This window comes from Rhizobium sp. PL01 (assembly GCF_033447125.1).
Taxonomy (GTDB): Bacteria; Pseudomonadota; Alphaproteobacteria; order Rhizobiales; family Rhizobiaceae; genus Pararhizobium.
This window is the reverse complement of the sequence record NZ_JAWQUM010000018.1, coordinates 45,524-68,416: the sequence shown is the minus strand read 5'-3', so window position 1 is coordinate 68,416 and position 22,893 is coordinate 45,524. Positions and strand designations below refer to the sequence as shown.

Here is a 22,893-nt window from a genome sequence, read left to right as displayed (position 1 = left end):
TTCCCTTGGCCGAGAGAAAAGGGTCTCCCGCCCCTTGCTGGTGAGTTGCGATCTGCACTGTGTTCTTATCCGTTATACGCGATAAGCTTTGCCGCGACCGGGACATTCGGGTCTGTAGCATTCTCGGTGACGACATAATCGAGCGGGAATTTCGAGCCTTCTGGCGCCTTTACCCATTGCGTTCCGATGATCGGGCCAGGCGAGACATTAGCGACCGGGCCGGAAGTGAAATCGACTTTGCCGGCGATCGTCGTCGTCTTCAACGTCGAAATTGCCTTGGCGACGGCTTCCTTGTTCCTGGCATCGGTTGCCGTTTTCAAGGCTTCGAACCCGGCATCGAGCAGCGACAAGCTGGCGCCGAGTTGCTGGGTCCACTGTCTGCCGCTTTCCGCCTCATAGCCATCGGCAAGCTCGGCGCCGGAAACGCCGGTCAGTGACGATTTGTAGGGGAACGCCTTGTGCCAATAAGCGGCACTGGAAATGTTGACGCCGAGGTCGCCGAGCGCCTCGATATCGGAGGGGAAGAGGCCCGTCTTTGCCACCTGGCAGATCTTGATCTGACGGGTAAGACCCTGCTGGGCGGCCTGGCGCCAGAAGGCGGCGAAATCCGGGGGGATCGGGAAGGAGGAGAAGATTTCGACACCTTCCTTCTTGAACAGGGCGATCTGCGCCGAAAAATCGGTGGTGCCGGTTTCATAGGCGCCGGGATCGATGATGGTAAAACCTTCCTTGGCGAGAAGCGGCGCGAGATTGGCGCGGATGGCGTTGCCATCGGCGTCGTTCGGATACATCACGCCGACCTTCTTGTTGGTCTCGATCAGGTTCCATTGCGACACATAAGTCTTGTGGAATTCGCCGACGCCGAAGCCGAAATGAAAGGTCCACTTGAACGGGGAGGGGGCGCCCGGCTTGGCGCCTCGGCCGAAATACCAGGCTTCCCAAGGCATGACGGTGGAGAGGCAGGGAATGCCAGCGGCCTCGCAAGCATCTGCGACAGGATTGATTGTTTCCGGGGTCGAGACTGCGAGCATCAGATCGATGCCCTGATTGTTGATCAGATCCTTGGCCAGCTGGCCGGCGCGGGACGGATCGGACTGGGTATCGCGATCGAGGATTTCGACCTGGAATGTCTTGCCGTTTGCCTGAAAGCCGTTGGCCAGCGCCTTGCGGGCGAGATCGAGCACATAGCCATCGGTCTGGCCAAACCCGGCAAGTGGCCCGGTGCGCGGGCTGATGAAGCCGACTTTCAACGTGTCGCCGCTCTGGGCAAAAGCCACGCGGCTCGACAGAGCCAGTGCGGCACCACCGGCTGCGGTTGCTGCCATGAAAGAGCGGCGGGTCAGCGCCGCAGGGTCAAATTTTCCGTTTTGGAAAGTGTCGTTCATAAAATCGTTCCTCCCGTTTATGCGGGCCTCCCAGCCCGTTCGTTTCGTCATTGTCAGCCGATCGGCTCCGCCGCTTTGGCGATCAGATCGGGTAATCCCGTTTGCCAGACGCCAAGGTGATCCAGCGCAGTTCGGTAAATTCGTCGATCGCGGCCTTGCCGCCGAAGCGGCCGTAACCGCTCGACTTGACGCCGCCAAAGGGCATTTGCGGTTCATCGGAGACGGTTGCCTCATTGATGTGGCAGATGCCGGATTCCAGCCGTTTGGCGACGGCAAGAGCGGCATTGATGTCGCGGCTGAAGACCGCCGATGACAGGCCATATTCACTGTCATTGGCAACGGTCACGGCCTCATCGATGCTACCGACACGGATGATGGCGGCGACAGGGCCAAAACTTTCCTCGCGATAGATGCGCATGGCGGGCGTGACATGATCGATCACCGTGGCATCCATCAGGGTGCCATGGGGGGCACCGCCACAAACGAGCATTGCGCCCTTTTGCACGGCATCATCGATCAGCGTCCTGACGCGCCGGGCGGCTTCGCCATTGATCAGCGTTCCGAGCGGCGCCCTGCCGTCCTGAGGATTTCCAGCCACGAGTGTTGCGGCCTTGATACGGAACTTGCCGAGGAATTCATCGGCAATCTCGTCCATCAGGATGATGCGCTCGGTCGACATGCAGATCTGGCCCTGGTTCATGAAGGCGCCGAAGGCCGCAGCACGGACGGCCTCATCGATATCGGCATCGGCGAGCACGATGAAAGGCGCTTTGCCGCCGAGTTCGAGCAGGCAGCGCTTCAGATGCCTTGCCGAGGATTCGGCGATGATGCGGCCGACGCGGGTGGAACCGGTGAAATTGATGCGGCGCACGGCCGGATGGGCAATCAAGGCCTCGACGACGGCGGCAGCATCCTTTGGTGCATTGCTGACGACATTGACAACGCCGCGCGGAAAACCGGCCTCGCGCATCACGTCGCCGATCAGGCCATGGGTTTTCGGGCAGAGTTCGGAAGCCTTGAGCACAACGGTGTTGCCGCAGGCGAGCGGCATGGCGATGGCGCGGGTGCCAAGGATGATCGGCGCATTCCAGGGGGCGATACCGACGCAGACGCCAGCCGGCTGGCGCACGGCCATGGCAAGGTTTCCCGGAATGCCCGATGGGACGATTTCACCGGTGACCTGCGTGGACATCGCTGCCGCCTCGCGAAGAATATCGACGCCAAGGCCGCAGTTGATCGCTGCCCATTGCGCCGTTGCACCGGTCTCAGCGGTCATTGCGGCAATGAAATCCGGGGTGCGGCGGTCGAGGATATCGGCTGCGACATTCAGCAACCTGCGGCGCTCGCCCGGACCGGTCTCCGACCACGCTGGAAAGGCAGCGGCAGCCGCACCGGCGGCCTTGGCCATGTCGGCGACCGAGCCTGCCGGGGCGATCGTCGCCACGTCTCCGGTCAGTGGATCGATACGCTCGAAGGTGGACGCATCGGATGCATCCATCGCTTCGTCGTTGATCATCAGCTTTGCCACGAACACTGTCTTCACCCATTCATCAGCAGGTCAGGCCTGCATTTTCCAATGGGGGAAAGACACACGCCAGGGCCGGGCCTCTATGCCGCGTGTCCTGCAGGGATATGTTGAAGTGCCTCCTCCCAAAGGCTGATGAAGGAAGACTACGCCGAACTTCAACAGATGGAATGCGATTTATCGGCTTAATATTGTGTTTATCTGGCATGTCAGCCATTGTTGGCGCTGATCGAGGGGGAAAAGGTGGCGACGGACGGAGGCATACATCATCATGCGCGCGGCGAGTGGCGGGAGCCGTCGCTATCGCATCGGCGCATCCGGTTCCAGAAGGGGCTGTATGCCGATTTTCATCATTTCGTCCTGGTGAGTGACGGCGAAGGCGAACTGCATTTCGACGATGGCGAGCATCGGACCCTGCATGGCCCGGCTCTGGCTTTCCTGCCGCCGCAGGTCCGCTGCGAGGTTTCAATCGGGGCTGGTGCCGAGGCTTATCTGATTGGCGCATCGCCGCAGATCATGGTCGATGCGATCGGCGACAAGGTCGAGTCCTACTCGCTGCGCATCTTTATCGAGCAGATGAAGCTGATCGAACAGCCTGATGCTCTCTCGGTGAGCGAGATCAATCCGCTGATCTCCGGCTTTGTGCGCGAACTCGGAGATCCCACCCGCGCGTCCTGGATGGTGGCTTCGGCCTATATGCGGCTGATCCTGATGGCCGTCTGGCGCGGCTCCGGCGGCGAAAAAGGAGAACAGCGTGGGCGCGGCGAAAGCGGTTCGATCCTGCAGCGCTACCGGCAGCTGGTCGAGGTCTGGTTCCGCCAGCATCGGCCGATCAGCGACTATGCCGACGAACTGGGCGTGACGGCCGACCGGCTGCATTCGATCTGTCAGCGAACACTGGGCCGCTCGCCGATCCAGCTTTTGCACGAGCGTGTCGTGCAGGAGGCAAAGCTCAGGCTGGAGCGATCCGCCCGCAATATCCAGGAGATTTCCGACAGTCTCGGTTTTCGTGACCCGACCTATTTCAGCCATTTCTTCAAACGCAAGACCGGACTTTCACCCGCCGGCTATCGTCAGGTGGCCCGCGCCAATGACCGGACAAACAGCAACCCTCTATCATCCGGCTACGCCGATTGGCCGTAGGGAACGGGGCCAATCCTTCTTTCTGAAATCATGCCATGATGGTCTATGTCGCACTTGGAAATAGAATGTACCGGTGTTGATATTTCCTACATATGGACCCGCGAGGGTTGGTTGTAGTCCCATGAATTACACTTCAAATCACCGCGATTCAGGTTGATCATGCAGGGGTAGGTTGAAAACACGACTAAAAAGTTCCGTCTGATAAGTGTTCGGAAATGTTGCGCATGAGGGTGCTGAAAATTCCCTATGATTTCAATAGGCTGCAGAATCAATCTTCGTGTCCGAGAAGGATTACATTTTTGGACAGCTCATTCACGATATTTGCAAGACTATGCTATTGCGTGTTTTTCTATGTTCAAGCCTTTTATCCGTATTTTCAACCTAACCCACAAAGAAGGCGAAGCCGTTGCGTGAATAGCGATTCTGCGCAAGCATTAGATAAACGCGTCACTTATATCAGAAGGGCATTGCCATGCAGCCGCAGACAATCGATGGCAAGGCCGTAAAAAACCTGGCTACCGCTCACGCGCTCCACGGTGCCGTTGTTTTTGGCCAGCCGGGCGGGTTTGCCGTTCTCGTGAAATATAGAGCCAACGAAAGAGCTGTGGCCGCTCAACGATCGCGCCGGATGCGCATCTGGCGGAATGTGAACACGGCTGCTGCTTATGTTCATGACGAGCTTGGACTTGAACGGTTCGAAATCGACATGACCGAATATGACGCTGCTGCCGTGGAACGCAAGCGCCCTGATACGGCGGAACGTCAGCGACAACTCCATACAGCCGGAGAACATGATGCGTGGTTCCGAAGTCAGGTGCGAAAGGCAATGGATGGGATTGAGGATGGCTCGAACCGCGCAATTTCCGAGGACGAATGGGCGGATAAGGCGCAGTCGAAGCGGGCGGACCTACAGCGCCGTAATAGCGCGCAAGGTCGCTGAGTACATGCGGATCGTCAGACGGCATTCGTCGATCAGAAACGTCATCCCGCCTTCCTGGGGCGAAGAACGTGGCGATCGGTGATGATGGTTGAGCCTTCGGGAAGCCTCCCAGCGGTGCGAGGTCGACCACGTAGGGGATTTGCCTCCACATAGACTGAGGCGAGCCTTATCCTTTCGCCATCAAGGCCGGGATAGGCCTCAAGGATGCGTGCGATCGGATATCCTGCGACTACGGATGCGGAGACATCATATACCGGTACACGGGTGCCTCGGATGACGGGCGTGCCGCCGAGGACGTCGTCCGATGTGGTGACGATTTCGCGTGCGGCAGCAAGATCGTCCAGCCGTTCGCTTATGCCCCTCACAAACGGTAAAAGGTCGATGGTCAGGAATTCGGCGCGCACAATCCAGTCTTCGCGCAGCAGCGCCGCCCAGGCGAGCGCGGGAGTGCATAAGCCTCGGACCAACCGTCTTGATGGCAAAAAGCCTTTCTTCCGAAGTCAGGCGCTTTGCGCTCTCAAAATAGAAAGCAATGAAAGAACAAGCGCCTGCAAGAACGTGTCGGCCATTGTCGAGAGAGACAAAAGCGTCGGGCAGGATATGCTCATCGATGACGCGATTGACGTCACGCAGGCTCACGCGCGAGACGACTGCGGCCTCACTCGCCTTCAGCATTTCCGCGACAGCGGGCATGTGGGCCTCCTGATTAAATCTTCCGGTACGTCGGAATACATATTGGAGCACCTCTAAATTCAAGCGCTGAAATGAGATAACGGTTTTGCGAAGGGAATAGGATAGGCATTGGGAAAGACAGTTCGGAGGCATCAACCCACCCTGTCGATAACGATTATGGGACTTGCACACTTAGAACGGACCCGAGCGTGCCCCGGTAAGTTGCAACGGACTGGACGGAGGCGTTGGCTTTCGTTATCAGCAGTCCCAGAGGCGACGCTGAAAATGTCGCTGCCCCTCCTCGGTTACGCAGGGCCTTCAAAATTGAAAAAAATCCAACGCAGTTTTGCCGTCGAATATAAATCCGGGCGGCGGAGAGCAGATCCCAAATCAAACTCGATCTGGGGCACCATTGATCTCAAGTCCGTATCGCTAGATGTGCTCGAAGAAGCGATGCCCCCCGTGTTGGATAGGCGCCCGATAAGCAAATCCGCCGGCGAAGTCTCTCTGTCGAAAGCTGCGCCGGCAGCACTCTTGTTGACACCTACGAATGGGCAACACACAACTGCGGCAGTAAAAGAGAAGACGACGATGGCCGACGAATTCGATACCATGACCACTACTGATGCGCCGGCCGTTGTTGAAACGCCTATCGCGCCAAAAAAGCAGAGTAGACCTCGCGCCACTAAGGTAGCGCCCGAAGACGTAGTCGGCGACTCTGCAGCAAAACCCGTACTTGCTTCGACTGAAGGTGCTGGAAAGCAGAAGCGGGGACGAAAGGCGAAGTTGGTCGACGTTGTTAGCTCCGCAAGGCGTGCACCTATAAAACGCGCTCCGAGGACGGTGCAAACCGCACCGGCCGTGCCGAGCGATGAGATTGCGGATATCCCGCAGCTGGAAGAAGAGAACCAAAGACTGCGCAAGCTGCTGGCGGAAAAACTTCGGGCCGAAAACGCCGATCTCCGGAAGCGGCTGAAGCTCAATTGATATTGGGTAGGCGGCCGATCGCGGGCTGACCGGGATGAATATCTGGGGGCGGTTACAACCGCCGCCGGGACGTCAGCTCGCACCCTGCTTGCGGGATAAAACGCGAGGTCGAAGTGATGGCGTCTCCCTGGAAGTTTCCGGCATTATGGAGCAAGTGCCACAAACACTTAGGTTGTATCCCTAATATTAAATGCCCGCAGGGTGGGCATTTAATCAAGGACCTGGTTGATATCCTAGCGAAGGATATCCAGCCCTTTACGCTCAACAAGATCGAGAATCTTGATAGCTGTGCTGTTTGGTTTTTTGCTTCCCTGCTCCCACGCGGCAACAGTAATTTTCTTAACGTTGATGAAGCTAGCAAATACAGCTTGGCTTGCCTTCGTCCCTGCTCTGATCTTCTTGATCTCATCGGGAGAATAATCACGCAAAGGAGGGAGGCAAAGCGCGTCGAACTCTCTCATCGTCATGTCGTCGACGAAACCTGCTTCGTGCAGTCGCTCAGCAGACTTATGTACGTTCTTCAGTATCCGGCTCATTGCACTCAATCTCCAGTATGGTTTTCTTTTTAATCATCTCAGCGAGCTTTTTGTCGTCAGCGCCCATGTAGACATCGCATAGCTTTCGAAGGGCGGCCTTCTCGTTCTTCTTGATGTTATCAGTCTCGTTTTTCGCGAAACCATGAACAAAAATGAGCCTGTCAGCTTGCCGATGGCCAACGATGGTCCGATAACTTCCTGACTTGCCTCGACCCGGCGCGGCAACCCGTTTCTTTAGAAGAAAGCCGCCGAGGCGGGCCTCGACGAGGCCGTCCTCGATCTCTTTTGCGGCCACACACAGCATCTCATCCGTTACGCCGTATTCGATGGCCCAGTTGTTAAACTCCACATCCTTCAAAACTCTCACTGGCAATTTATATATCACTCCGTAATACAGACATCAAGACGGTTATCGCAATAATCTCTCATGGCACTTGTGGTAGTCACCGCATCCTTGAGTTGATCTGTGGTCCTGAACATAAATATTCCTCGAAGCTTTTGCGATCGAAACACCTCTCAAAAGTGGTGCACCAAAGCGTCGATTCGACTCTTAATCCACTTTCTGCTACCGAAGCGTTTATGTTCAGATCGGTACGAATAGAGCGCTGACCTTTCGTTTCCGTCCTTCGACGGAGTCGTCCGCCTATGTCTCGCGTATCGAACGGAAACCTGAACATGCTCCAGAAGCGCATTCCCATCCTCAGGCCGAACTCCTACGACCCCTTCTCCGCAGGAGACCGGAGGTTCGAAATACGACCGTTGCGCCTGGGCTGACCCGAAAGGAGGCTTCGGGCAGCATCCACTGTTGCGTCCGGATGGCCGCGATCTCGATCCTGAGAAGGTATGGTCGCTCAGCGAAGACGACGCCTATGGGCTATTTGTAGACTTCCGCTGGGCCGACAACGGCGGCAAGCCCTATCGCCATCGCTGTGGATGCCTGGAGCCGTACAGCGTGCGTCGCCGCCGTTTCCGATGCTCGGAGCCGGAATGTCGTGCCGAATTTTCGGTAACGTCCGGGACGGTCTTCGCCAACCGGAAGCTATCGTTCAAGAAGATCATCATGGCGATCTGGGAGGAGATCACGGCCGCCAAGGGCATGGCTGCGCTCCATCTGAGCCGCAAGCTCAACGTCCAATACAAGACCGCATACGTCCTGCTTCAGAAGCTTCGAGAGGCTGTTGGACTTCGCCGCAGCGCCATCACGCTCCAAGGGCTGGTTCAGATCGATGGCAAGTATGTCGGCGGCGTCCTCCGCAAAGCGAATAACAAGGAAGACCGCAAGGACGGCCGCAAGAACGAGAACCAGAACGGCAAACGCATGTGCGTCCTGGCGCTAAGAGAGGCGAACAAACACGCCCCGAACCGGACGCTGACGCGGGTCATCATGGATGGGAACGGCAGGGATGCCTGGGCGGCCGTGGCCAAGCATGTCGATGCGAAGGCCGTCCTGATCGCAGACGAACACAAGGCGTATGACGATCTCATTGGCCTTGTCTCCATGCACCGTGTGAACCACAGCCTGCAATATCAGGAGGACGACGGGCCGAACTCGAACGCTATCGAGAGCGTCTTCAGCCGCGTGGAAAAGGCCTACAAGGGCATCAACCACCGCTTCTCGACGAAGTAGCTCGATTGGTACATGGCGATGTTGTCGTGGAAGGAGGACACGCGCTACATGGGACTGCGCTGGCAGTTCGCCGATCTCCTGCGAACGATCACCTCGAGGCCGGTGTCGCGAAACCTCTGCGGATATTGGCAGTGCGCGGCCCAGAACATCGTCGACCAAGTGTGGGTCCAGGGTGAGCCGCCGAACTAGCGGCTGATCTCCCAGAGGTGGCGACGGCCATCCTCGGCGGTGCTTGCCTGTCGAACCAGTCCCTGCTTCACCAGACCGTTCAACGTCGCGGAGAACCTGCTGGTGAGGGCGGACTCCAAGCGTGCTGTTTCGCTCCCGAGGCCTGCCTCGCTTGCGAACTCCTCGGCGATCTCGGCCGTCGTCGCCGGACGCTCGGAGCGGCGCAGGATGTCGAGCACGATGTGACGGTTGTTCTTGCCCTTCAAAAGCTCTGTCACGCGACCGCTTGCCGTTCCGCGTGACGAGGCGCGACGTGCCTTCGAAGGCGGCCCAGCCAGTTCAAAGTCAGGATCGTACCCTGATCACCTTCTCAAATGCCGCCTTCTGATCATCGAGAACGACGATTTCGCGACGCAACTCCTCCATCTTGCCGTCGATCTCGGCCAACTTCACTTTCAATTCGTCTACGACTTCCACCATAAGCAACACCCCCGAAGCACCCTCAGGAGATAGCATCAGCCCTCATCGGAATCTTGTGGCACTTGCTCCATAATGCCGGAAGTTTCTTACCCGACTTGTGTCGCTGCGACGCCAGCAAGGCCAGAATGACGGCTCGATCGAGGATGTCAAACCGGACGAGTTGGCGATTGCGCGCTCGACTGAAACTCCTGTTAAGAAGAACTTCAATCTCGCCGATCAGCCAACCCGCGAACATCCGCAGCCGATCGTTCAATCCGAGCCGGTTTCTGCAGAGCCTGAACCGCTGGCGGAAACCGGAAGCGATATTCAGGGCACGAGGGAGAGCGATAGCGAGGAGGGAGCGGAGACCTCTGGTCCGGCGTCATCTGATATCGGCACCACGCTCGCATATTCCGTTGCGAGGGTTGAACCGATGGCTAAAGCCGCGCCGGCCAAAAGGAGAGGCCGTGCCAAGAAGATAGACGCAGTCGCTATTGTTTCACAAACAGCTCCATTCGTTCCGACAATTTCCGACGAGATGAGCCTGGATCAAGAAATTAGGGTACTTCGGGGTCAACTGGCGAGTAAGCTACGGCTGCAGAATGCGCAATTGAAGCAGATGCTGGAGCGGTTCGAACGTTGAACCAGTGTGATATCTGGCTCCTTGAATGCGCATTGGGTCACGCATCGGATGTTCAATCTGACCAGTGATTTAGCGAACCGTGGCGAGCGCGACGCGTTGCGGCGGCCAAGCGGCTGTGGAAGGAAGTTCGTGCTTAGATCATCCGACTTCAGCGCTGCGCGCAGACTTTGCCCACCGATCGCGCCAGCGCGACGTGAAACGATCGGCCGCGCCATGATCAGCGCCGCAAACAGGGCGCTTGGAACTCGAGTCAATCCGCCCACCACGAAATTCCGGCCCGGTTCCAAGCAGGCTTGCGAATCGCATAAGTGTGTGCTTATGTGTTGTCATGATCGAACGTGATATTTTCCGCGCTCTGGCGGATCCGACCCGCCGCGCGATTTTCGAAAAGCTGGCGAACGGCAGCATGAATGCCAGCACGCTGCGGCTGGGTATGGATATCAGCCAGCCGGCGATGTCCCAGCATCTCGCCGTATTGCGAGCGGCGAGGCTGGTGCGTGAGCAAAAGGAGGGCCGCTTCGTGAACTATGAAGTCGATCCGGACGGGCTGGCGCTTATCGCCCAATGGCTGGCGAAATACCGCGCCTACTGGCCGGCACGCATCGACGTTCTCAAGCTTTTGCTGAAGGATATGGATCAATGAAGGACGTGAAAGCCGAGGTGCAGGAAAGCGGTTTCGAGCAGAGATACGAACTGGACGCGTCGCCGGACAAGGTCTGGCGGGCGATCAGCATCGCGGAATTCCGGGAGAAGTGGCTGCCGAGGGAGGCGCTTGCTGACCCACAATCGCTCTCCGAAACGTCGGGCAAGGAAATCCGCTACAAATTGCGCGACGATACCCCGCCCCATCTCGAGAGCACCGTGACTTTCACGGTTACCCCGAATGGATCGGGCGGAACCAGCCTGCGGATCGTCCACTAGCTGACCGGCGCGACCTTCGAGCGGCTGGCAAAAACGGTCGCCAACGGCAACGGCCCGACCCTCATGCTCGCCGCTTGACGCGGTAAGCCTTCCCCAAAATCTCGAATGATTGGAGTTCGCCGATGCGCGAAGCAATGCAACTCGTCCCTATGGTCGTCGAACAATCCAGCAGAGGAGAGCGGTCTTTCGACATCTATTCCCGCCTGCTTCGTGAGAGGATCATTTTCCTCAACGGGGAGGTAAACGACACGGTCGCAGCGCTTGTCTGCGCACAATTGTTGTTTCTCGAAGCCGAAAACTCCAAAAGCCCGATCCATCTCTACATCAATTCGCCAGGTGGCGTCGTAACCAGCGGTCTCGCGATGTACGATACGATGCGCTACATTCACGCCCCTGTGCATACGCTGTGTATGGGGACCGCCCGCTCGATGGGCTCGTTCCTGTTGATGTCCGGCCAGGCGGGCGAACGCACTGCGCTTCCCAATTCCAGCATCCACATTCACCAACCGCGGGGCGGATTCCAGGGGCAGGCATCGGACATGCTGATCCATGCCGAGGAAATGCAGAAGACCAAGCATCGCATGACACGGCTCTACGCCAAGCATTGCTGCCGCACCTACGAAGAATTCGAGCAAGCGATGGATCGCGACCGCTTCATGACGGCGGAAGAGGCATTGGAATGGGGCCTTATCGACCGCATTCTGCAGGTTCGGGAAGATGCCACCGACCGCGCCGATGCGACGTGAAACGAGCCGGGTGCAATCCGGAAACAATGGAGAGTATTGGAGAAATCAGCATAGATGGGGTAATCGGCTCCGTACCCATCTCTTCCGCCCAGAAGGGGGAGCTTGCATTGCATGCCGATGAATTCACGGCGAAATCGCGGGTTTCAGCGCGTGGGTGGCCGTCGATATCGGTTGACTAGAGGGCCACTCGACACTATGTTGAGAGCTAACAACTAACCCAGTATCCTGAGAGACATGCGCTCCGGGCGGTTGGGGGAAAAAGCCGGCGCAAGCCGGTTTTTTTATGTCTTGGGAGCAAGGAGTGTCAGCGTTACGAACACGCGTCTATATCGACGGCTACAATCTCTACTATGGTTGCTTGCGCAAGACCGCCTTTAAGTGGCTCGACGTCCTGACCTTGTTCGAAATGCAAATTCTGCCGTCGATCCTCTTCCGGCCAGCGCCGGACGACGCGCCGGCAACGATGACGCTCCATCCGGACTGCGCGATCAAGTATTTCACTGCGAAGATCATAGAAAGCGCGGCCAAAGGTGAGGATTCCGTATCATCCCAGGCCCAGTATCACAATGCGCTGACGACGCATTGCGGTGGTCGGCTATCTTTCGTGATGGGCAATTATTCGCTCTACAAGGCCAACCAGCATATTGTTCCAGCCGACGATCCGAAGCGCTGGCCACGCGATTGCGACAAGATACAGGTCTGGAAGCTGGAGGAAAAGCAATCGGATGTGAATCTGGCGCTTCAGCTCTACGACGACGCCCTGAGCGGCGAGGTCGACCAAGTGGTGCTCGTCACCAACGATACCGACCTTACCCCGGCGTTGGAGATGTTGCAGGCGCGTTGCCCGCATATCGTCCGCGGCTTGGTGATCCCGACGCGAAAGGTCGGCACGGGCGGGAAACTCGAACGCGAGGCAAACGTGTCACTGGCGAAGCTGGCTCATTGGGTCAGGCGGCATATCTCCGATGACGAGTTGCGGACGTCGCAATTGCCGGATGTCGTCCCCGGGCGTCGCCGGGCCAGTGTCAAACCGCATTCATGGTATGCGAAACCGCATCACCTCGCGAAGATGCTGGAGATGGCCCGCCCGGTGCTGCGCACCGAAGGCGAAGTCCTGAAATGGGCGCGCCGGGAGAGCGCACATCTCGGCGGCCGTCGCCCGATCGATCTGATCGAGACGGATACCGGTGCGGTCGAGGTCTTCGACTATATCGAAACCTATATACGCGAACAGCTCGACAAGGCTGGAGATCAGGACGATTTGTCCTCGAAATCCTGAACTTCACGGGTGGGAAGGGAGTGCGAGGGATGGGGCTTCGGGGCATCTCTCGTCCTGGCACGCGCCGCTTGGATAGCGGTGAGGGACAGGCAAACGGCAAACATCGGTGGCCAAGACTCATCATCTTGCAAACAAAAGGGACCGAGCGCGGAGGCGTTGCTCCGCCTCTTGCGGCGGCGCATGTGCTTGCCTGCTCACGCCTTCAGCGCCGCCATCCTTTCGCCGAGGAGCCAAAGGGCTTTGTTGAGCTTGATATCCTGATCGATGCCATTCACGGCGCGGGACTTCACACGGCGCGGCCTACCGAGATCGGCGCGGCCCACGCCACGCAACCCGCCTTTGATGGCGTTTTCCTGAACCACGTTCCAGACGGTCAAGAGATCTTTGGCGCGGTCGTCGTGGCGGCGGGGTATAAGTAACTGTTGCGCCTTGATCGGCGTGGTCGTCTCGCCTTCGTTGTCTCCGAAGCGCAGGACATGGGCGGCGCCTGCGAGAATATCGGCTTCCTCATGGTTCAGCCGCAAGGTCGACCAATCCTGCGGAACGGCGCGCTCGCTCAGATCAAGCACATGCGCCGCCGACACCATCGTCATACGGCCAGCCGTTACCTTCGACAAAACCTCAATCCGCTGCAGATCACGCTCGCTCATCGCTATCAATCCCATCTGCATTCTCCCAAACGTCAACCAGACCCGGGGAGAGTGATCTGCGTGTAGCATCGAGACATGCCAAAATCTCCAAAGTGAAGCCATTGTAATCATTGGCATGTCGCACTTCATCCTTGAACCCACCCACCTACATAAATCAGTCACATAAGTGTTATTATGGAACAAATATCTCTATATCGCAGCCAGTAATTCTTCATGCTTTGAGACCGTCGTTGCGTCCGGGCGATCGCATGAATGGCAGAGATACCACCGAAGGCGGAACTTTTTGTACGAAAAGCCATTGTGGATAATGAGTTCCCATATGCCAAAGGACCACACATGAAAACCGTTCTCGCGGCGGCCATTGGCCTCTTCGTTTCTATGCTTTCCCAGGCTGCTCTTGCGGATGAAAGCGGCTTCCTCAAGTCGATTGGCGGCACTTGGTCCGGCAGGGGCATCGTGATCACAAGGATTGGCTCCTCGCCGGTGAACGTGACCTGCAAGTTTGCAAGTAAACCAAGCGGCACGGCTCTCTCGATGTCAGGCCAGTGTCGAGGACTGCTTGTCGTACGCAGGGCGGTTTCGGCCGACATCCGGGCAACAGGTGCGCATTATGGCGGGACCTATATCGGCCCGTCTGGGCGTCCCTCCAGCCTGTCAGGAACGAGAAAGGGAGGCACGATCAGCTTCGCGGTCCGTTGGAGCCGCGAGATCAACGGTGATCGGAGCGCCGCGATGACGATTGAGAAAATAGGCACGCATGGCTTGCGGCTCCGGACCACCGACAAGGATTTGAAGACTGGCAGGAATGTCGTTACCAGCGACATCCGACTATCGCGATGAACAGGCGGCCGACGTCGGATATATACACAGAATCCGCGTGGCGGTGTTCTCGGATAAGCCGAGCCGGATCATGCCACCAACAGACAGCCAACCGATCCGTTCAGCGCGGGGCGAGTCAGCTTGGTCGAGTAGCGTCTTCAAAGTCAACTCGCTACTTCAGGGAAGCCAACGAACACAAAAGCAGCTCCGGATTTTTTTTACGCGCCCTCAACGGAACAGAACGGCGCAGGAACTCGATTCCTGCGCCGCCAGAGTGCATTCGAACTGTAGCAATCAGATATTGGCAAGCAGGTCGTTGATACGGCTCTCGGCGCTGCCAAGGGCTTGGTCGATCGTCTTGTCGCCGTTCACGGCCGCGCCGACTTCTTCGCCAATAATGTCCTGGATGGCGAACTGGCGCTGAACGGCGCCCGGCAGCGAGCGGCCGGTCTGCGCAATCTCGGCAATATTCTCACGATGTGGTAGCGACTTGAATTCCGGCATGCCGAAGACTGCCTTGACCGCCGGGAGATGGCCGGTCCGCGCCCACTGGAAGTCGTTGTCAGCCAAGAACTTGAAGAGCTTGCCGATGGCTTCGGTCTGTTCCGGCGTGCGGTCCTTGTGCGGCATGACCCAGCTATGGCCGTCCGCATAGGTGCTGTCCTGGCCCGGGTAGAGCTGTGGAACAGGATAGACGGTGTAGCCGCCTGCAAGCGCTGTGCCTTCCTTTTCCGACTGGGCAACAAAATCGCCAATCAGCCAGGTGCCGTTGACGGCAATACCGCCATCGCCATTGGTGAAGGAGGAAACGGCCGCTGCATAGTCGAGGCCGGTCGTGGACAGGCCTTCGTCCTTGATCTTTTTCATCAGCTCGACGACGTTTTTGGCTTCCGGCGTGTTCAGCGTGATTTTGGTCGGATCAGCGAAGAAGTCGGCATTCTGCTGCTGCAACAGCGTGTAGAGGACGCGCGCATAGGCCGCTGTCTCGTTGGCAAGAATCTGAACGAGGTAAGGCTTTCCGGTCTTTTCCTTGAACTGCTTGCCCTGAGCAATCAACTCGTCGGCGGATTTCGGCAGGATCGGCGTCCCGTCAGCGTTGACGAGGCCTGCCTGCTTCATCAGGTTCATGTTGACGTGAAAGAGCATGGTCCAGTTGTCGAAGGGCAGACCGAACATCTTGCCTTCCTTGGTCACGCCGCCCCGCGCCGCATCGGTAAAGTTATCGGGCGAGATGCCCTGTGTGGAAAGGACTTCGTCAACCGGGTCGATCAAACCGCGTGACTGGTAGTCGGAGATCGCAGAGTAATGCATCGAGACGACATCAGGAGCAGCCCCCGACGCGAGCTGGGCATTGAGCTGATCGTAGCCGGGCCATTCGACGGTGGTCACGTTGACATCGACATCCGGGTTGTCAGCTTCGAACTTGTTGATAAGCGAGGTGATGATGCCGCATTCGCCCACTGCCTTGGACACGTCGGTAACCGTGCCATAGTCCGCATCGCAGGCACCGAAGAAGCGCTGAAGTTCGATTTTGGTCTGGGCGTGAGCCGAGGTGGCGCAGGTCAGCGCAATCAGCGCAGCCGTGCTGAGTAGAAAACGTCTCATGGTCTATCTCTCCCTTTGAAGGGGCTCCCTGCCCCGTTGAAACCCACTGCGGCCATTCCTCCTGCCCGCAGCGGCACTCACTTCACGGCGCCACCCGATACCGCAGTGACGATATGGCGCTGAAAAATCACGTAGACGATCAACACTGGCAGGCTGGCAAAGACCGCCTGAGCGCTGAGGAAACCGAGCCCTTCGCTCTGGGCAAAATTGGTCTGCGACGAGGCGATGCCAATGGTAAGCGTGAACATCTCCTTCCTCGTGGCCGAGATCAGCGGCCACCAGTAGTCGTTCCACGCATGCAGGAACGTGAATATGCCAAGCGTCGCCTGGGCCGGTAGCGTCAGAGGCAAGAGCACCTTCCAGAAGATCCGCAACGGCGAGGCGTTGTCGAGCACTGCAGCCTCATCGATCTCCTTGGGGATCGCCTTGAAGAACTGGGTCATCAGGAAGACCCCGAAGGCAGACGACATGCCGGGCAGCATCAGCCCGATATAGGAATTGTGCAGGCCGAACCAGTTGAACATCTGATGGCGGGCGATGATGACCGCCTGTTCCGGCACGGCGAGGCCAAAGAGCACAATGACGAAGATCGTCTTGCGGAACGGAAATTCGAGGCGGGCGAAGGCGTAACCAGCAAGCGACGACAGAATCAGCACGCCAACCGTCTGCCCGATCGCCACCACGAGGCTGTTGAAGAACCAGCCGAACGCCTGCGATGAATAGATGATGTTGACGTAGTTGACGAGCGTGTAGGGCAGCTCGAAAACGGATTCCGTTCCGAGCATCAGCTCCTTGTTATCCTTGATCGAAAGGCCGACGAGCCAAGCGACCGGAGCCATCATCACCACGGAGAGGATGATGGCGATTGTCAGCAGCGTCCGGTTACCGGTGAGCGCCTCTGGGCGGTAGGTCCGTTGATCCGTGCTCATTCGGAGGCCTCCGACGTGCGGGTCGAGACCACGTATTGAGCCATCGCCGCTATGAGAATGATGAGAAACAGGAACTCGGAGGCTGCGGCGGCCTTGCCGACATCCCAACGCACGAAGCCCACTTCGTAGATATACATCACCAGCGGTCGAGACGTGCCGTTCGGGCCGCCATTGGTCATGATCTGCGCCTGGCCGAAAAGCTGGAACTGCATGACGATCTGGATGATGGTCACCAACATGATCGTCCGGGCAATCGACGGCAGTGTCACGCGGATCAGCACCCGCCAAGGGCTGGCATTGTCCAGGGCCGCAGCCTCGTACAGATCGTTCGGGATCTGCTGCAGAGCTGCGAGGAAAAGCATCATCGGCAGGCCGAGGCACCACCAGACAGTGGCGACGCCGACGGAAAAGAGAGACCAGCCGCTGGTCGAAAGGAAGTTGATCGGCTGTATCCCGAACTGTTCGGAAATCACGGCCAGCAAACCATCGCCGGGGATGAAGACGAAGCGCCAGATGAGCGTCACGATCGTCACCGAAAGCACCGAAGACGAGAAAAACAGGCCGCGCAGGAACGAGGTCGTCCGCGTCGTCTTGTTGAGCGCAAGTGCCAGAAACAAGCCGAGCACCACCAGTGTGGGAACACTGACCAGCACGAAAATGATGGTATTGCGCAGCGCTTGCAAAAAGACCGGATCGGCCAGTACACGCGCATAGTTTCCAAGGCCAACAAAGCGGCCGGGGCCGAAGAGATCGACCTTGTGCAGGCTCAGCCAAGCCCCCCAAAAGAGCGGAAAGACCAGCAGCACCGCAAAGACGGACAGGTACGGAAGAACGAAAAGGCCATTGCTCCACTGGCTGCGGCGATAACTTTCCGCCATATCATTCGCCCTCCGAATGGTGGGCAATGCCGGCGGCATCGAACAGGTGGATTGCTGTCGTATCGAGCGCGATCTGAAGCGTGTCGCCGCCACGCGCTTCGCTGCGGCCGTCGGTTTCGGCCGTCAGCTTGGTGCCATCGGCTAGGTGGCCATAGATCAGGGTACGATCGCCGAGCCGTTCAACGACTTCGGCCGTGAACGCAATGCCCTTCTGCCCTGCTGGGAGCACTGCAACATCTTCCGCGCGGATGCCAAGGCTCGCGCCTTCTGGCGAAAAGTTCACGGGCAGGCGGAAAGCGGCATGGATATCGCCAAGGCCGTTGGTCCCGATTGTCAACGTGCCGCCAATGCCTGTAGCACTCTTCAACGGCACGAAGTTCATGGCTGGCGAGCCGACGAAACCCGCGACGAAGCGGCTCGCGGGACGTCGATAGATTTCCATCGGCGTGCCGACCTGCTCGATCTTGCGATTATGCATGATGACGATGCGGTCAGCGAGCGTCATTGCTTCCACCTGGTCATGCGTGACGAAGATCATCGTGCTGCCGAGGCGGGCATGAAGCTGGGCAAGCTCCAGCCGGGTGCGGCCGCGAAGCGCTGCGTCAAGGTTCGACAGCGGCTCATCGAACAGGAAGGCCTTCGGTTCCTTGACGATGGCCCGGCCGATTGCAACGCGCTGGCGCTGGCCACCTGACAGTTTTGCCGGCTTGCGGTCTAAAAGATGGGCGATTTCGAGGGTTGCCGCGGCTTGCTGGACGCGGCGCTCGATCTCGTCCTTCGGCAGGCCGATGTTTTCAAGGCCGAACGACATGTTCTGGGCGACGGTCATATGCGGATAGAGCGCATAGGACTGGAAGACCATGGCAACGCCACGCTTGCCCGGCGGCAACGTATCCACGCGCTGACCGGCTACGGATATCGTCCCGTCCGTCACGTCTTCGAGACCGGCGATCATCCGCAGAAGCGTGGATTTTCCGCATCCCGAAGGACCGAGGAAGACGACGAACTCGCCTGCCTTGATGGACAACGAAATGTCGTCCAGCACGCTGAGCGCGCCATAGCGTTTTGTCACATTGGTAATTTCAATCGATGCCGACATGGTTCCTCCTCCCCGTCGTTGCCTGCCTTACGCGCCGAGCCGGATCATCCGGTAACTCAGCGGCGCGATGGAAGCAGTAAGACGGCGGCCGGTAGCCGATGCGCCCGAACCGTCGCGCGGTTCGATTGCTTCGTCGCCGGGGCCATTGACGGCACGAAGGTCGTGCCCTTCCATGACCTTGTCCGCGATCACCTTGCGGTCGCCAAATCCTTCGAGAGAAAGGTCGAGCTCGATCGCTTCCGTCTGGTGGCGATTGACGATGAAGAACGTCAGGGCACCATCGGTCTCGGTCTCAACAGCGGACATATCAAGATAGGAGACGTTTTCGGCAAAGCTGGTTGAGTAGCTGGGGCAATCCAGCGCCAGTTGCAGCGCCTTCCCGCGGCCATAGCGTGAGGCATAGGCATAAGGGAAGAACGTCGTCTGACGCCAAGCCGGGCCACCCGGAACGGTCATGATCGGCGCAATAACGTTGACGAGTTGCGCAAGGCACCCGACCTTAACCACATCCGAGCGGCGGATGAAGGTATTGAGGATGCAGCCGACCTGCAGAACGTCTTCGAAATTGTAGATGTCTTCGAGCAACGCCGGAGCATGTGGCCAGCCATCATTACCCTCCAAGACCTTCCGGTCAGCCTCGCGGGAGTGGTACCAGACGTTCCACTCGTCGAAGCTGATATAGACATCCTTCTTCGAACGTTTCTTGGCCTTGGTATAGGTGATCACACCGGCAATGGTGGCGATATAGTCGTCGAGACGGGCGTTCTGTGCCAGATAATCCGCAGTATTATCCGCATGATTGTCGAAATACATGTGCAGGCTGATGTAGTCGATCGAATCGTAGGTGTAGTCGAGAACAGTTGCTTCCCAGGCCGGGTAGGTCGGCATCTTTGGCGATGAAGAGCCACAGACGACCAGTTCGATCGATTTATCGAAGGCGCGCATGGCCTTGGCGGTCTCGAAGGCGATACGGCCGTATTCTTCCGCTGTCTTCTGGCCGATCTGCCAGGGGCCGTCCATCTCGTTGCCGAGGCACCACATCTTGACGTTCCAGGGTTCTTCACGGCCGTTCTTGCGGCGAAGATCCGACCAGTAGCTGCCACCCGGATGGTTGACGTATTCGAGAAAGGCGCGGGCGGAATCCAGGCCACGCGAGCCGAGATTGACGGCCAGCATCATGTCGGTGTTGGCAGCTTCGGCCCAGTCGGCGAACTCATGGATGCCGACATGGTTGCTCTCGGAGCTGTGCCAGGCGAGATCAAGGCGCACGGGGCGCTCTTCGCGCGGGCCAATGCCGTCTTCCCAATCATAGGCTGACACGAAGTTTCCGCCCGGGTAGCGGACGATCGGAACGTCGGCTTCACGGACGAGGTCGATAACGTCCTGACGCATGCCATTCTTGTCAGCAGTCGGATGATCCGGTTCGTAAATGCCCGAATAAACGGCGCGGCCGAGATGTTCGACGAAAGAGCCGTAAAGGCGTGGATCAATAGTCCCGATGACATAACCGCTGTGTGCGGTGCCGACTGCGCGCATGCTTTCCTCCCTGCATATCTGAAAAACAGATATATATCCATTAGTATGATAATTTACACAGGAAGATGCGGGCGTCAAGCCGCCTTTGGGAGGCAAACGCGCAATGGGTAGAAAATCAGGTCTTCAATCGCAGGACGATATCCTGGTCATAATTGCCAAAACCCCGGCCAAAAATGTTGATTCCGCCCGGATGTTCTGCGGTCTCGGGCACTTCGATGCGTAGCCGGATTGAGCGGTGCTCCAGAAGACCGAGATCGGCCAGGCTGGTATCGGAAATTCGGATACCGTCGATAAAGGTCCCGTTGTCCGTCACGCGGAAATATTTCAAAACACCGTACTGGCTTCCTCTCAGCTTCCACCAGTCGGGTGTGTACTTTCCTCTACGATCGCCAAAGTCACCGGGCGAAGTCCAGACGCCGATGCCCTTGCCATTAATAGAGAGCGTGATGTCGGATGGCCAGTTGTCGGAGGTGCCTGGAACCTCCGAAGAGAGCTCCAGAGCCACTTCCAGCTCCTTGACTTCAGCCCCCTTTATGCGGGCGTTGTTGGGAAACTGATATTCCACATATCCCATTGTAAACCAAAGCAATCCGGCCTTCATCCGATCGGGAGCCAGGAAAGTATCGGGGCTGTCGAGATATCCGATAATGCCATCGCGCGAGCACATGCCACAGGGTGCCGCGACCTCGTAACCGCTATAGAGGCCGACAGGCATGGCGACCTCGATCACCTCCTGGCCTGTCTTTGCCGGGCTCGCGAAAGAAAGTACAATTTCCTCATGCACGGCATGACAGACTTTCTGGCTGCCCTTGCGTGCCTTTGAGACCTCGGTTCGAATGAGACCCGCCTCTTCCAGGAGGTTAAGATGGGTCGAGGTGGTCGACTGCGGCAACTCAAGGGCATCTGCGATCTCGTTGACATTGAGCGGTCCGCGGGCATGCAGAAGCTCCAGCATGGAAAGCCGTGCGGGTGCAGCAAGGCATTTCAATACCTCTTTCCCATCCTCCGGACCAATCATCAGAAATCGCGTGCTCATATATCCTCCCAGAATGCGGAATTGATGTGTATCAGAAAACTAGATACGATCAATGCCTGCTGAACCGTCGGTTGGACTTCCGCAGTTGGAGCGCGTCCGCGTTTCCGCCGACAGCCCAATTGTCCGCATCAACCGCGTCAACCGCATATCCCCGCAAAGATCCGGAATAACCGGGACTAAGTGCAAAAGTGAGAAAACCTTTTCTCACTTGACAGTTGATCTGGTAAAAGGTTTTCTCATGGCAGTTGAGGGAGGATATTCTGGAGATCGGGGGAGCAAAAAGGCGAATTACCATTCATGACGTTGCAGCGGCGGCCGGCGTCAGCATTTCGACGGCCTCGAAAGCGCTGAACAACAATGGACGTATGGGAGATGAGACCCGTGAGCGGGTTAAACGCGTGGCCATGGAGATCGGCTTTCGCCCGAATGCTCTTGCACGCGGCCTGCTCAGTAAACGCAGCTTCACCATCGGGCTTCTGACCAATGACACGTATGGACGCTTCACCCTGCCCGTGATGGCTGGCGTGTCGGAAGCGCTCGTCGATCATGGCGTCTCGGTCTTTCTTTGTGCGATCGAGGATGACCCGGCGCTGGGGCAAATCCATGTCGAAGCCATGCTCGACAAACAGGTGGACGGCATCATCGCCACCGGCAAGCGGCTCGACAGGCGCCTGCCCGTCGATCTTTCGAACCTGCCTGTTCCGGTAGTTTATGCGTTTACCGAGGGGACGCCCGATAGCGTCACGTTCCGCTCCGATGATGCACATGGTGCGACGCTTGCCGTGCAGTGGCTACAGCAGATCGGACGGCAGCGGATCGTCCATATCACTGGCCCAAGAGACTTCTTTTCGGTGCACGAACGCGCCGATGCCTTCAGCCAAGCGGCAGGTGTTGCCGAACCGGTTATGTACGGCGTCTGGTCGGAAAGCTGGGGCCATGAGGCAATTGCTCAAATCTGGAGCAGGTCTGGAGAGAAGCCGGATGCGCTGTTCTGCGGCAATGACCAGATCGCCCGTGGCGCGGTGGACGCGTTGCGCGAGCGCGGCATCAAGGTGCCGGAAGATGTCTCCGTCATCGGCTTTGACAATTGGGAGATTGTCGCAGCCCAGACGCGGCCACCGCTGACGACGGTGGATATGGAACTGAAGGAACTCGGACGGCAGGCGGGATTGACCGTTCTGGCGCTCGCTGAAGGACGGCCTGTCGAGCCGGGAGTGAGGAAACTGCCATGCCGGCTGGTCGTCCGGCAATCATGCGGGGGTGATAGCCCGAGGAAATAAACTGAGGCGCCGAGGAGAGGCGCCATATTG

23 protein-coding genes and 2 pseudogenes are annotated in these 22,893 nt (G+C 58.0%); 11 read left to right on the top strand and 14 right to left on the bottom strand.

Annotated elements, in window-relative coordinates; genetic code table 11:
* Positions 1 to 65 precede the first annotated feature (65 nt).
* Both R6X40_RS29960 and R6X40_RS29955 read right to left on the bottom strand, forming a co-directional pair.
* On the bottom strand, positions 66 to 1,385 hold the full coding sequence (locus R6X40_RS29960; protein WP_318418675.1) for an ABC transporter substrate-binding protein: 1,320 nt from the start codon (positions 1,383 to 1,385) through the stop codon (positions 66 to 68).
* A gap of 82 nt (positions 1,386 to 1,467) precedes the next feature.
* On the bottom strand, positions 1,468 to 2,901 hold the full coding sequence (locus tag R6X40_RS29955; protein WP_318418732.1) for an aldehyde dehydrogenase: 1,434 nt from the start codon (positions 2,899 to 2,901) through the stop codon (positions 1,468 to 1,470).
* A 252-nt stretch (positions 2,902 to 3,153) separates the two neighbouring features.
* Between R6X40_RS29955 and R6X40_RS29950 the strand changes: the two genes are divergently transcribed.
* Positions 3,154 to 4,053 (top strand): AraC family transcriptional regulator, encoded by a 900-nt coding sequence (locus R6X40_RS29950; protein WP_318418674.1) that lies wholly within the window; start codon positions 3,154 to 3,156, stop codon positions 4,051 to 4,053.
* A gap of 472 nt (positions 4,054 to 4,525) precedes the next feature.
* Positions 4,526 to 4,993 carry a hypothetical protein gene (locus tag R6X40_RS29945; RefSeq protein ID WP_318418672.1) on the top strand — a complete coding sequence of 156 codons (468 nt, stop codon included), beginning with the start codon at positions 4,526 to 4,528 and terminating at the stop codon, positions 4,991 to 4,993.
* Between the two features lie 41 nt (positions 4,994 to 5,034).
* Here the strand turns inward: R6X40_RS29945 and R6X40_RS29940 are convergent.
* Positions 5,035 to 5,686, bottom strand: a pseudogene (locus R6X40_RS29940) (DUF433 domain-containing protein).
* Positions 5,687 to 5,989: 303 nt separating this feature from the next.
* Between R6X40_RS29940 and R6X40_RS29935 the strand changes: the two are divergent.
* Positions 5,990 to 6,652 carry a transcriptional regulator gene (locus R6X40_RS29935; RefSeq protein ID WP_318418730.1) on the top strand — a complete coding sequence of 221 codons (663 nt, stop codon included), beginning with the start codon at positions 5,990 to 5,992 and terminating at the stop codon, positions 6,650 to 6,652.
* A 233-nt stretch (positions 6,653 to 6,885) separates the two neighbouring features.
* On the opposite strand, the gene R6X40_RS29930 is transcribed toward R6X40_RS29935, so the two are convergent.
* Positions 6,886 to 7,188, bottom strand: coding sequence for a helix-turn-helix domain-containing protein (locus tag R6X40_RS29930; RefSeq protein ID WP_037068639.1), 303 nt, complete (start codon positions 7,186 to 7,188; stop codon positions 6,886 to 6,888).
* Positions 7,160 to 7,555 (bottom strand): type II toxin-antitoxin system RelE/ParE family toxin, encoded by a 396-nt coding sequence (locus R6X40_RS29925; protein ID WP_318418670.1) that lies wholly within the window; start codon positions 7,553 to 7,555, stop codon positions 7,160 to 7,162. Before R6X40_RS29925 ends, R6X40_RS29930 begins: the two co-directional genes overlap by 29 nt.
* Before the next feature lie 438 nt (positions 7,556 to 7,993).
* On the opposite strand from R6X40_RS29925, the gene R6X40_RS29920 reads away from it, so the two are divergent.
* Positions 7,994 to 8,815, top strand: coding sequence for an IS1595 family transposase (locus tag R6X40_RS29920; RefSeq protein WP_318418668.1), 822 nt, complete (start codon positions 7,994 to 7,996; stop codon positions 8,813 to 8,815).
* A gap of 185 nt (positions 8,816 to 9,000) precedes the next feature.
* Here R6X40_RS29920 and R6X40_RS29915 read toward each other — a convergent pair whose 3' ends face one another.
* Both R6X40_RS29915 and R6X40_RS29910 read right to left on the bottom strand, forming a co-directional pair.
* Entirely contained in the window at positions 9,001 to 9,261 is a 261-nt protein-coding gene (locus R6X40_RS29915; protein ID WP_318418666.1) for a hypothetical protein, read from the bottom strand.
* A 67-nt stretch (positions 9,262 to 9,328) separates the two neighbouring features.
* Positions 9,329 to 9,463 carry a hypothetical protein gene (locus R6X40_RS29910; protein WP_318418665.1) on the bottom strand — a complete coding sequence of 45 codons (135 nt, stop codon included), beginning with the start codon at positions 9,461 to 9,463 and terminating at the stop codon, positions 9,329 to 9,331.
* Between the two features lie 97 nt (positions 9,464 to 9,560).
* Here R6X40_RS29910 and R6X40_RS29905 point away from each other — a divergent pair, with 97 nt between their 5' ends.
* The 5 genes and pseudogenes from R6X40_RS29905 (at position 9,561) to R6X40_RS29885 (ending at position 13,031) form a co-directional block, all read left to right on the top strand.
* Positions 9,561 to 10,085 (top strand): hypothetical protein, encoded by a 525-nt coding sequence (locus tag R6X40_RS29905; RefSeq protein WP_318418664.1) that lies wholly within the window; start codon positions 9,561 to 9,563, stop codon positions 10,083 to 10,085.
* Positions 10,086 to 10,413: 328 nt separating this feature from the next.
* Positions 10,414 to 10,728 carry a metalloregulator ArsR/SmtB family transcription factor gene (locus R6X40_RS29900; protein ID WP_318418663.1) on the top strand — a complete coding sequence of 105 codons (315 nt, stop codon included), beginning with the start codon at positions 10,414 to 10,416 and terminating at the stop codon, positions 10,726 to 10,728.
* Positions 10,725 to 11,084 (top strand): annotated as a pseudogene (locus R6X40_RS29895) (SRPBCC family protein). Before R6X40_RS29900 ends, R6X40_RS29895 begins: the two are co-directional and overlap by 4 nt.
* Before the next feature lie 44 nt (positions 11,085 to 11,128).
* Positions 11,129 to 11,752, top strand: coding sequence for an ATP-dependent Clp protease proteolytic subunit (locus R6X40_RS29890; protein WP_318418662.1), 624 nt, complete (start codon positions 11,129 to 11,131; stop codon positions 11,750 to 11,752).
* 301 nt (positions 11,753 to 12,053) lie between these two features.
* On the top strand, positions 12,054 to 13,031 hold the full coding sequence (locus tag R6X40_RS29885) for an antitoxin Xre/MbcA/ParS toxin-binding domain-containing protein (RefSeq protein WP_318418660.1): 978 nt from the start codon (positions 12,054 to 12,056) through the stop codon (positions 13,029 to 13,031).
* 194 nt (positions 13,032 to 13,225) lie between these two features.
* On the opposite strand, the gene R6X40_RS29880 is transcribed toward R6X40_RS29885, so the two are convergent.
* Complete coding sequence (locus R6X40_RS29880) at positions 13,226 to 13,696, bottom strand: hypothetical protein (RefSeq protein ID WP_412178495.1); 471 nt, start codon at positions 13,694 to 13,696, stop codon at positions 13,226 to 13,228.
* 321 nt (positions 13,697 to 14,017) lie between these two features.
* Here R6X40_RS29880 and R6X40_RS29875 point away from each other — a divergent pair, with 321 nt between their 5' ends.
* Positions 14,018 to 14,521 (top strand): hypothetical protein, encoded by a 504-nt coding sequence (locus R6X40_RS29875; protein WP_318418659.1) that lies wholly within the window; start codon positions 14,018 to 14,020, stop codon positions 14,519 to 14,521.
* Positions 14,522 to 14,794: 273 nt separating this feature from the next.
* Here R6X40_RS29875 and R6X40_RS29870 read toward each other — a convergent pair whose 3' ends face one another.
* From R6X40_RS29870 to R6X40_RS29845, 6 genes are all read right to left on the bottom strand, one after another.
* The gene (locus R6X40_RS29870) at positions 14,795 to 16,105 is read right to left on the bottom strand and encodes an extracellular solute-binding protein (protein ID WP_318418657.1); all 1,311 of its coding nucleotides are present in this window, start codon (positions 16,103 to 16,105) and stop codon (positions 14,795 to 14,797) included.
* A gap of 77 nt (positions 16,106 to 16,182) precedes the next feature.
* Entirely contained in the window at positions 16,183 to 17,034 is an 852-nt protein-coding gene (locus R6X40_RS29865; RefSeq protein WP_318418655.1) for a carbohydrate ABC transporter permease, read from the bottom strand.
* Positions 17,031 to 17,912: a sugar ABC transporter permease gene (locus R6X40_RS29860; protein WP_318418653.1), complete on the bottom strand. Its 882-nt coding sequence runs from the start codon at positions 17,910 to 17,912 to the stop codon at positions 17,031 to 17,033. The genes R6X40_RS29865 and R6X40_RS29860 overlap by 4 nt, the downstream gene beginning before the upstream one ends.
* Position 17,913: 1 nt before the next feature.
* A complete protein-coding gene (locus tag R6X40_RS29855) occupies positions 17,914 to 19,011 on the bottom strand; it encodes a sn-glycerol-3-phosphate ABC transporter ATP-binding protein UgpC (protein ID WP_318418652.1) in 1,098 nt (365 codons plus the stop codon).
* A gap of 27 nt (positions 19,012 to 19,038) precedes the next feature.
* Positions 19,039 to 20,547 (bottom strand): alpha-N-arabinofuranosidase, encoded by a 1,509-nt coding sequence (locus R6X40_RS29850; protein ID WP_318418651.1) that lies wholly within the window; start codon positions 20,545 to 20,547, stop codon positions 19,039 to 19,041.
* Positions 20,548 to 20,662: 115 nt separating this feature from the next.
* The gene (locus tag R6X40_RS29845) at positions 20,663 to 21,583 is read right to left on the bottom strand and encodes a metalloregulator ArsR/SmtB family transcription factor (protein ID WP_318418650.1); all 921 of its coding nucleotides are present in this window, start codon (positions 21,581 to 21,583) and stop codon (positions 20,663 to 20,665) included.
* A 245-nt stretch (positions 21,584 to 21,828) separates the two neighbouring features.
* Here R6X40_RS29845 and R6X40_RS29840 point away from each other — a divergent pair, with 245 nt between their 5' ends.
* Positions 21,829 to 22,863 carry a LacI family DNA-binding transcriptional regulator gene (locus R6X40_RS29840; protein ID WP_318418649.1) on the top strand — a complete coding sequence of 345 codons (1,035 nt, stop codon included), beginning with the start codon at positions 21,829 to 21,831 and terminating at the stop codon, positions 22,861 to 22,863.
* Positions 22,864 to 22,893: the final 30 nt, after the last annotated feature.

Coding starts and splice junctions, on each gene's coding strand:
- R6X40_RS29955 (WP_318418732.1), bottom strand. CDS start 2,901: ATGATCAACGACGAAGCGATGGATGCATCCGATGCGTCCACCTTCGAG.
- R6X40_RS29910 (WP_318418665.1), bottom strand. CDS start 9,463: ATGGTGGAAGTCGTAGACGAATTGAAAGTGAAGTTGGCCGAGATCGAC.
- R6X40_RS29880 (WP_412178495.1), bottom strand. CDS start 13,696: ATGGGATTGATAGCGATGAGCGAGCGTGATCTGCAGCGGATTGAGGTT.
- R6X40_RS29855 (WP_318418652.1), bottom strand. CDS start 19,011: ATGTCGGCATCGATTGAAATTACCAATGTGACAAAACGCTATGGCGCG.
- R6X40_RS29845 (WP_318418650.1), bottom strand. CDS start 21,583: ATGAGCACGCGATTTCTGATGATTGGTCCGGAGGATGGGAAAGAGGTA.
- R6X40_RS29930 (WP_037068639.1), bottom strand. CDS start 7,188: ATGAGCCGGATACTGAAGAACGTACATAAGTCTGCTGAGCGACTGCAC.
- R6X40_RS29875 (WP_318418659.1), top strand. CDS start 14,018: ATGAAAACCGTTCTCGCGGCGGCCATTGGCCTCTTCGTTTCTATGCTT.
- R6X40_RS29870 (WP_318418657.1), bottom strand. CDS start 16,105: ATGAGACGTTTTCTACTCAGCACGGCTGCGCTGATTGCGCTGACCTGC.
- R6X40_RS29900 (WP_318418663.1), top strand. CDS start 10,414: ATGATCGAACGTGATATTTTCCGCGCTCTGGCGGATCCGACCCGCCGC.
- R6X40_RS29860 (WP_318418653.1), bottom strand. CDS start 17,912: ATGGCGGAAAGTTATCGCCGCAGCCAGTGGAGCAATGGCCTTTTCGTT.
- R6X40_RS29945 (WP_318418672.1), top strand. CDS start 4,526: ATGCAGCCGCAGACAATCGATGGCAAGGCCGTAAAAAACCTGGCTACC.
- R6X40_RS29890 (WP_318418662.1), top strand. CDS start 11,129: ATGCGCGAAGCAATGCAACTCGTCCCTATGGTCGTCGAACAATCCAGC.
- R6X40_RS29960 (WP_318418675.1), bottom strand. CDS start 1,385: ATGAACGACACTTTCCAAAACGGAAAATTTGACCCTGCGGCGCTGACC.
- R6X40_RS29865 (WP_318418655.1), bottom strand. CDS start 17,034: ATGAGCACGGATCAACGGACCTACCGCCCAGAGGCGCTCACCGGTAAC.
- R6X40_RS29850 (WP_318418651.1), bottom strand. CDS start 20,547: ATGCGCGCAGTCGGCACCGCACACAGCGGTTATGTCATCGGGACTATT.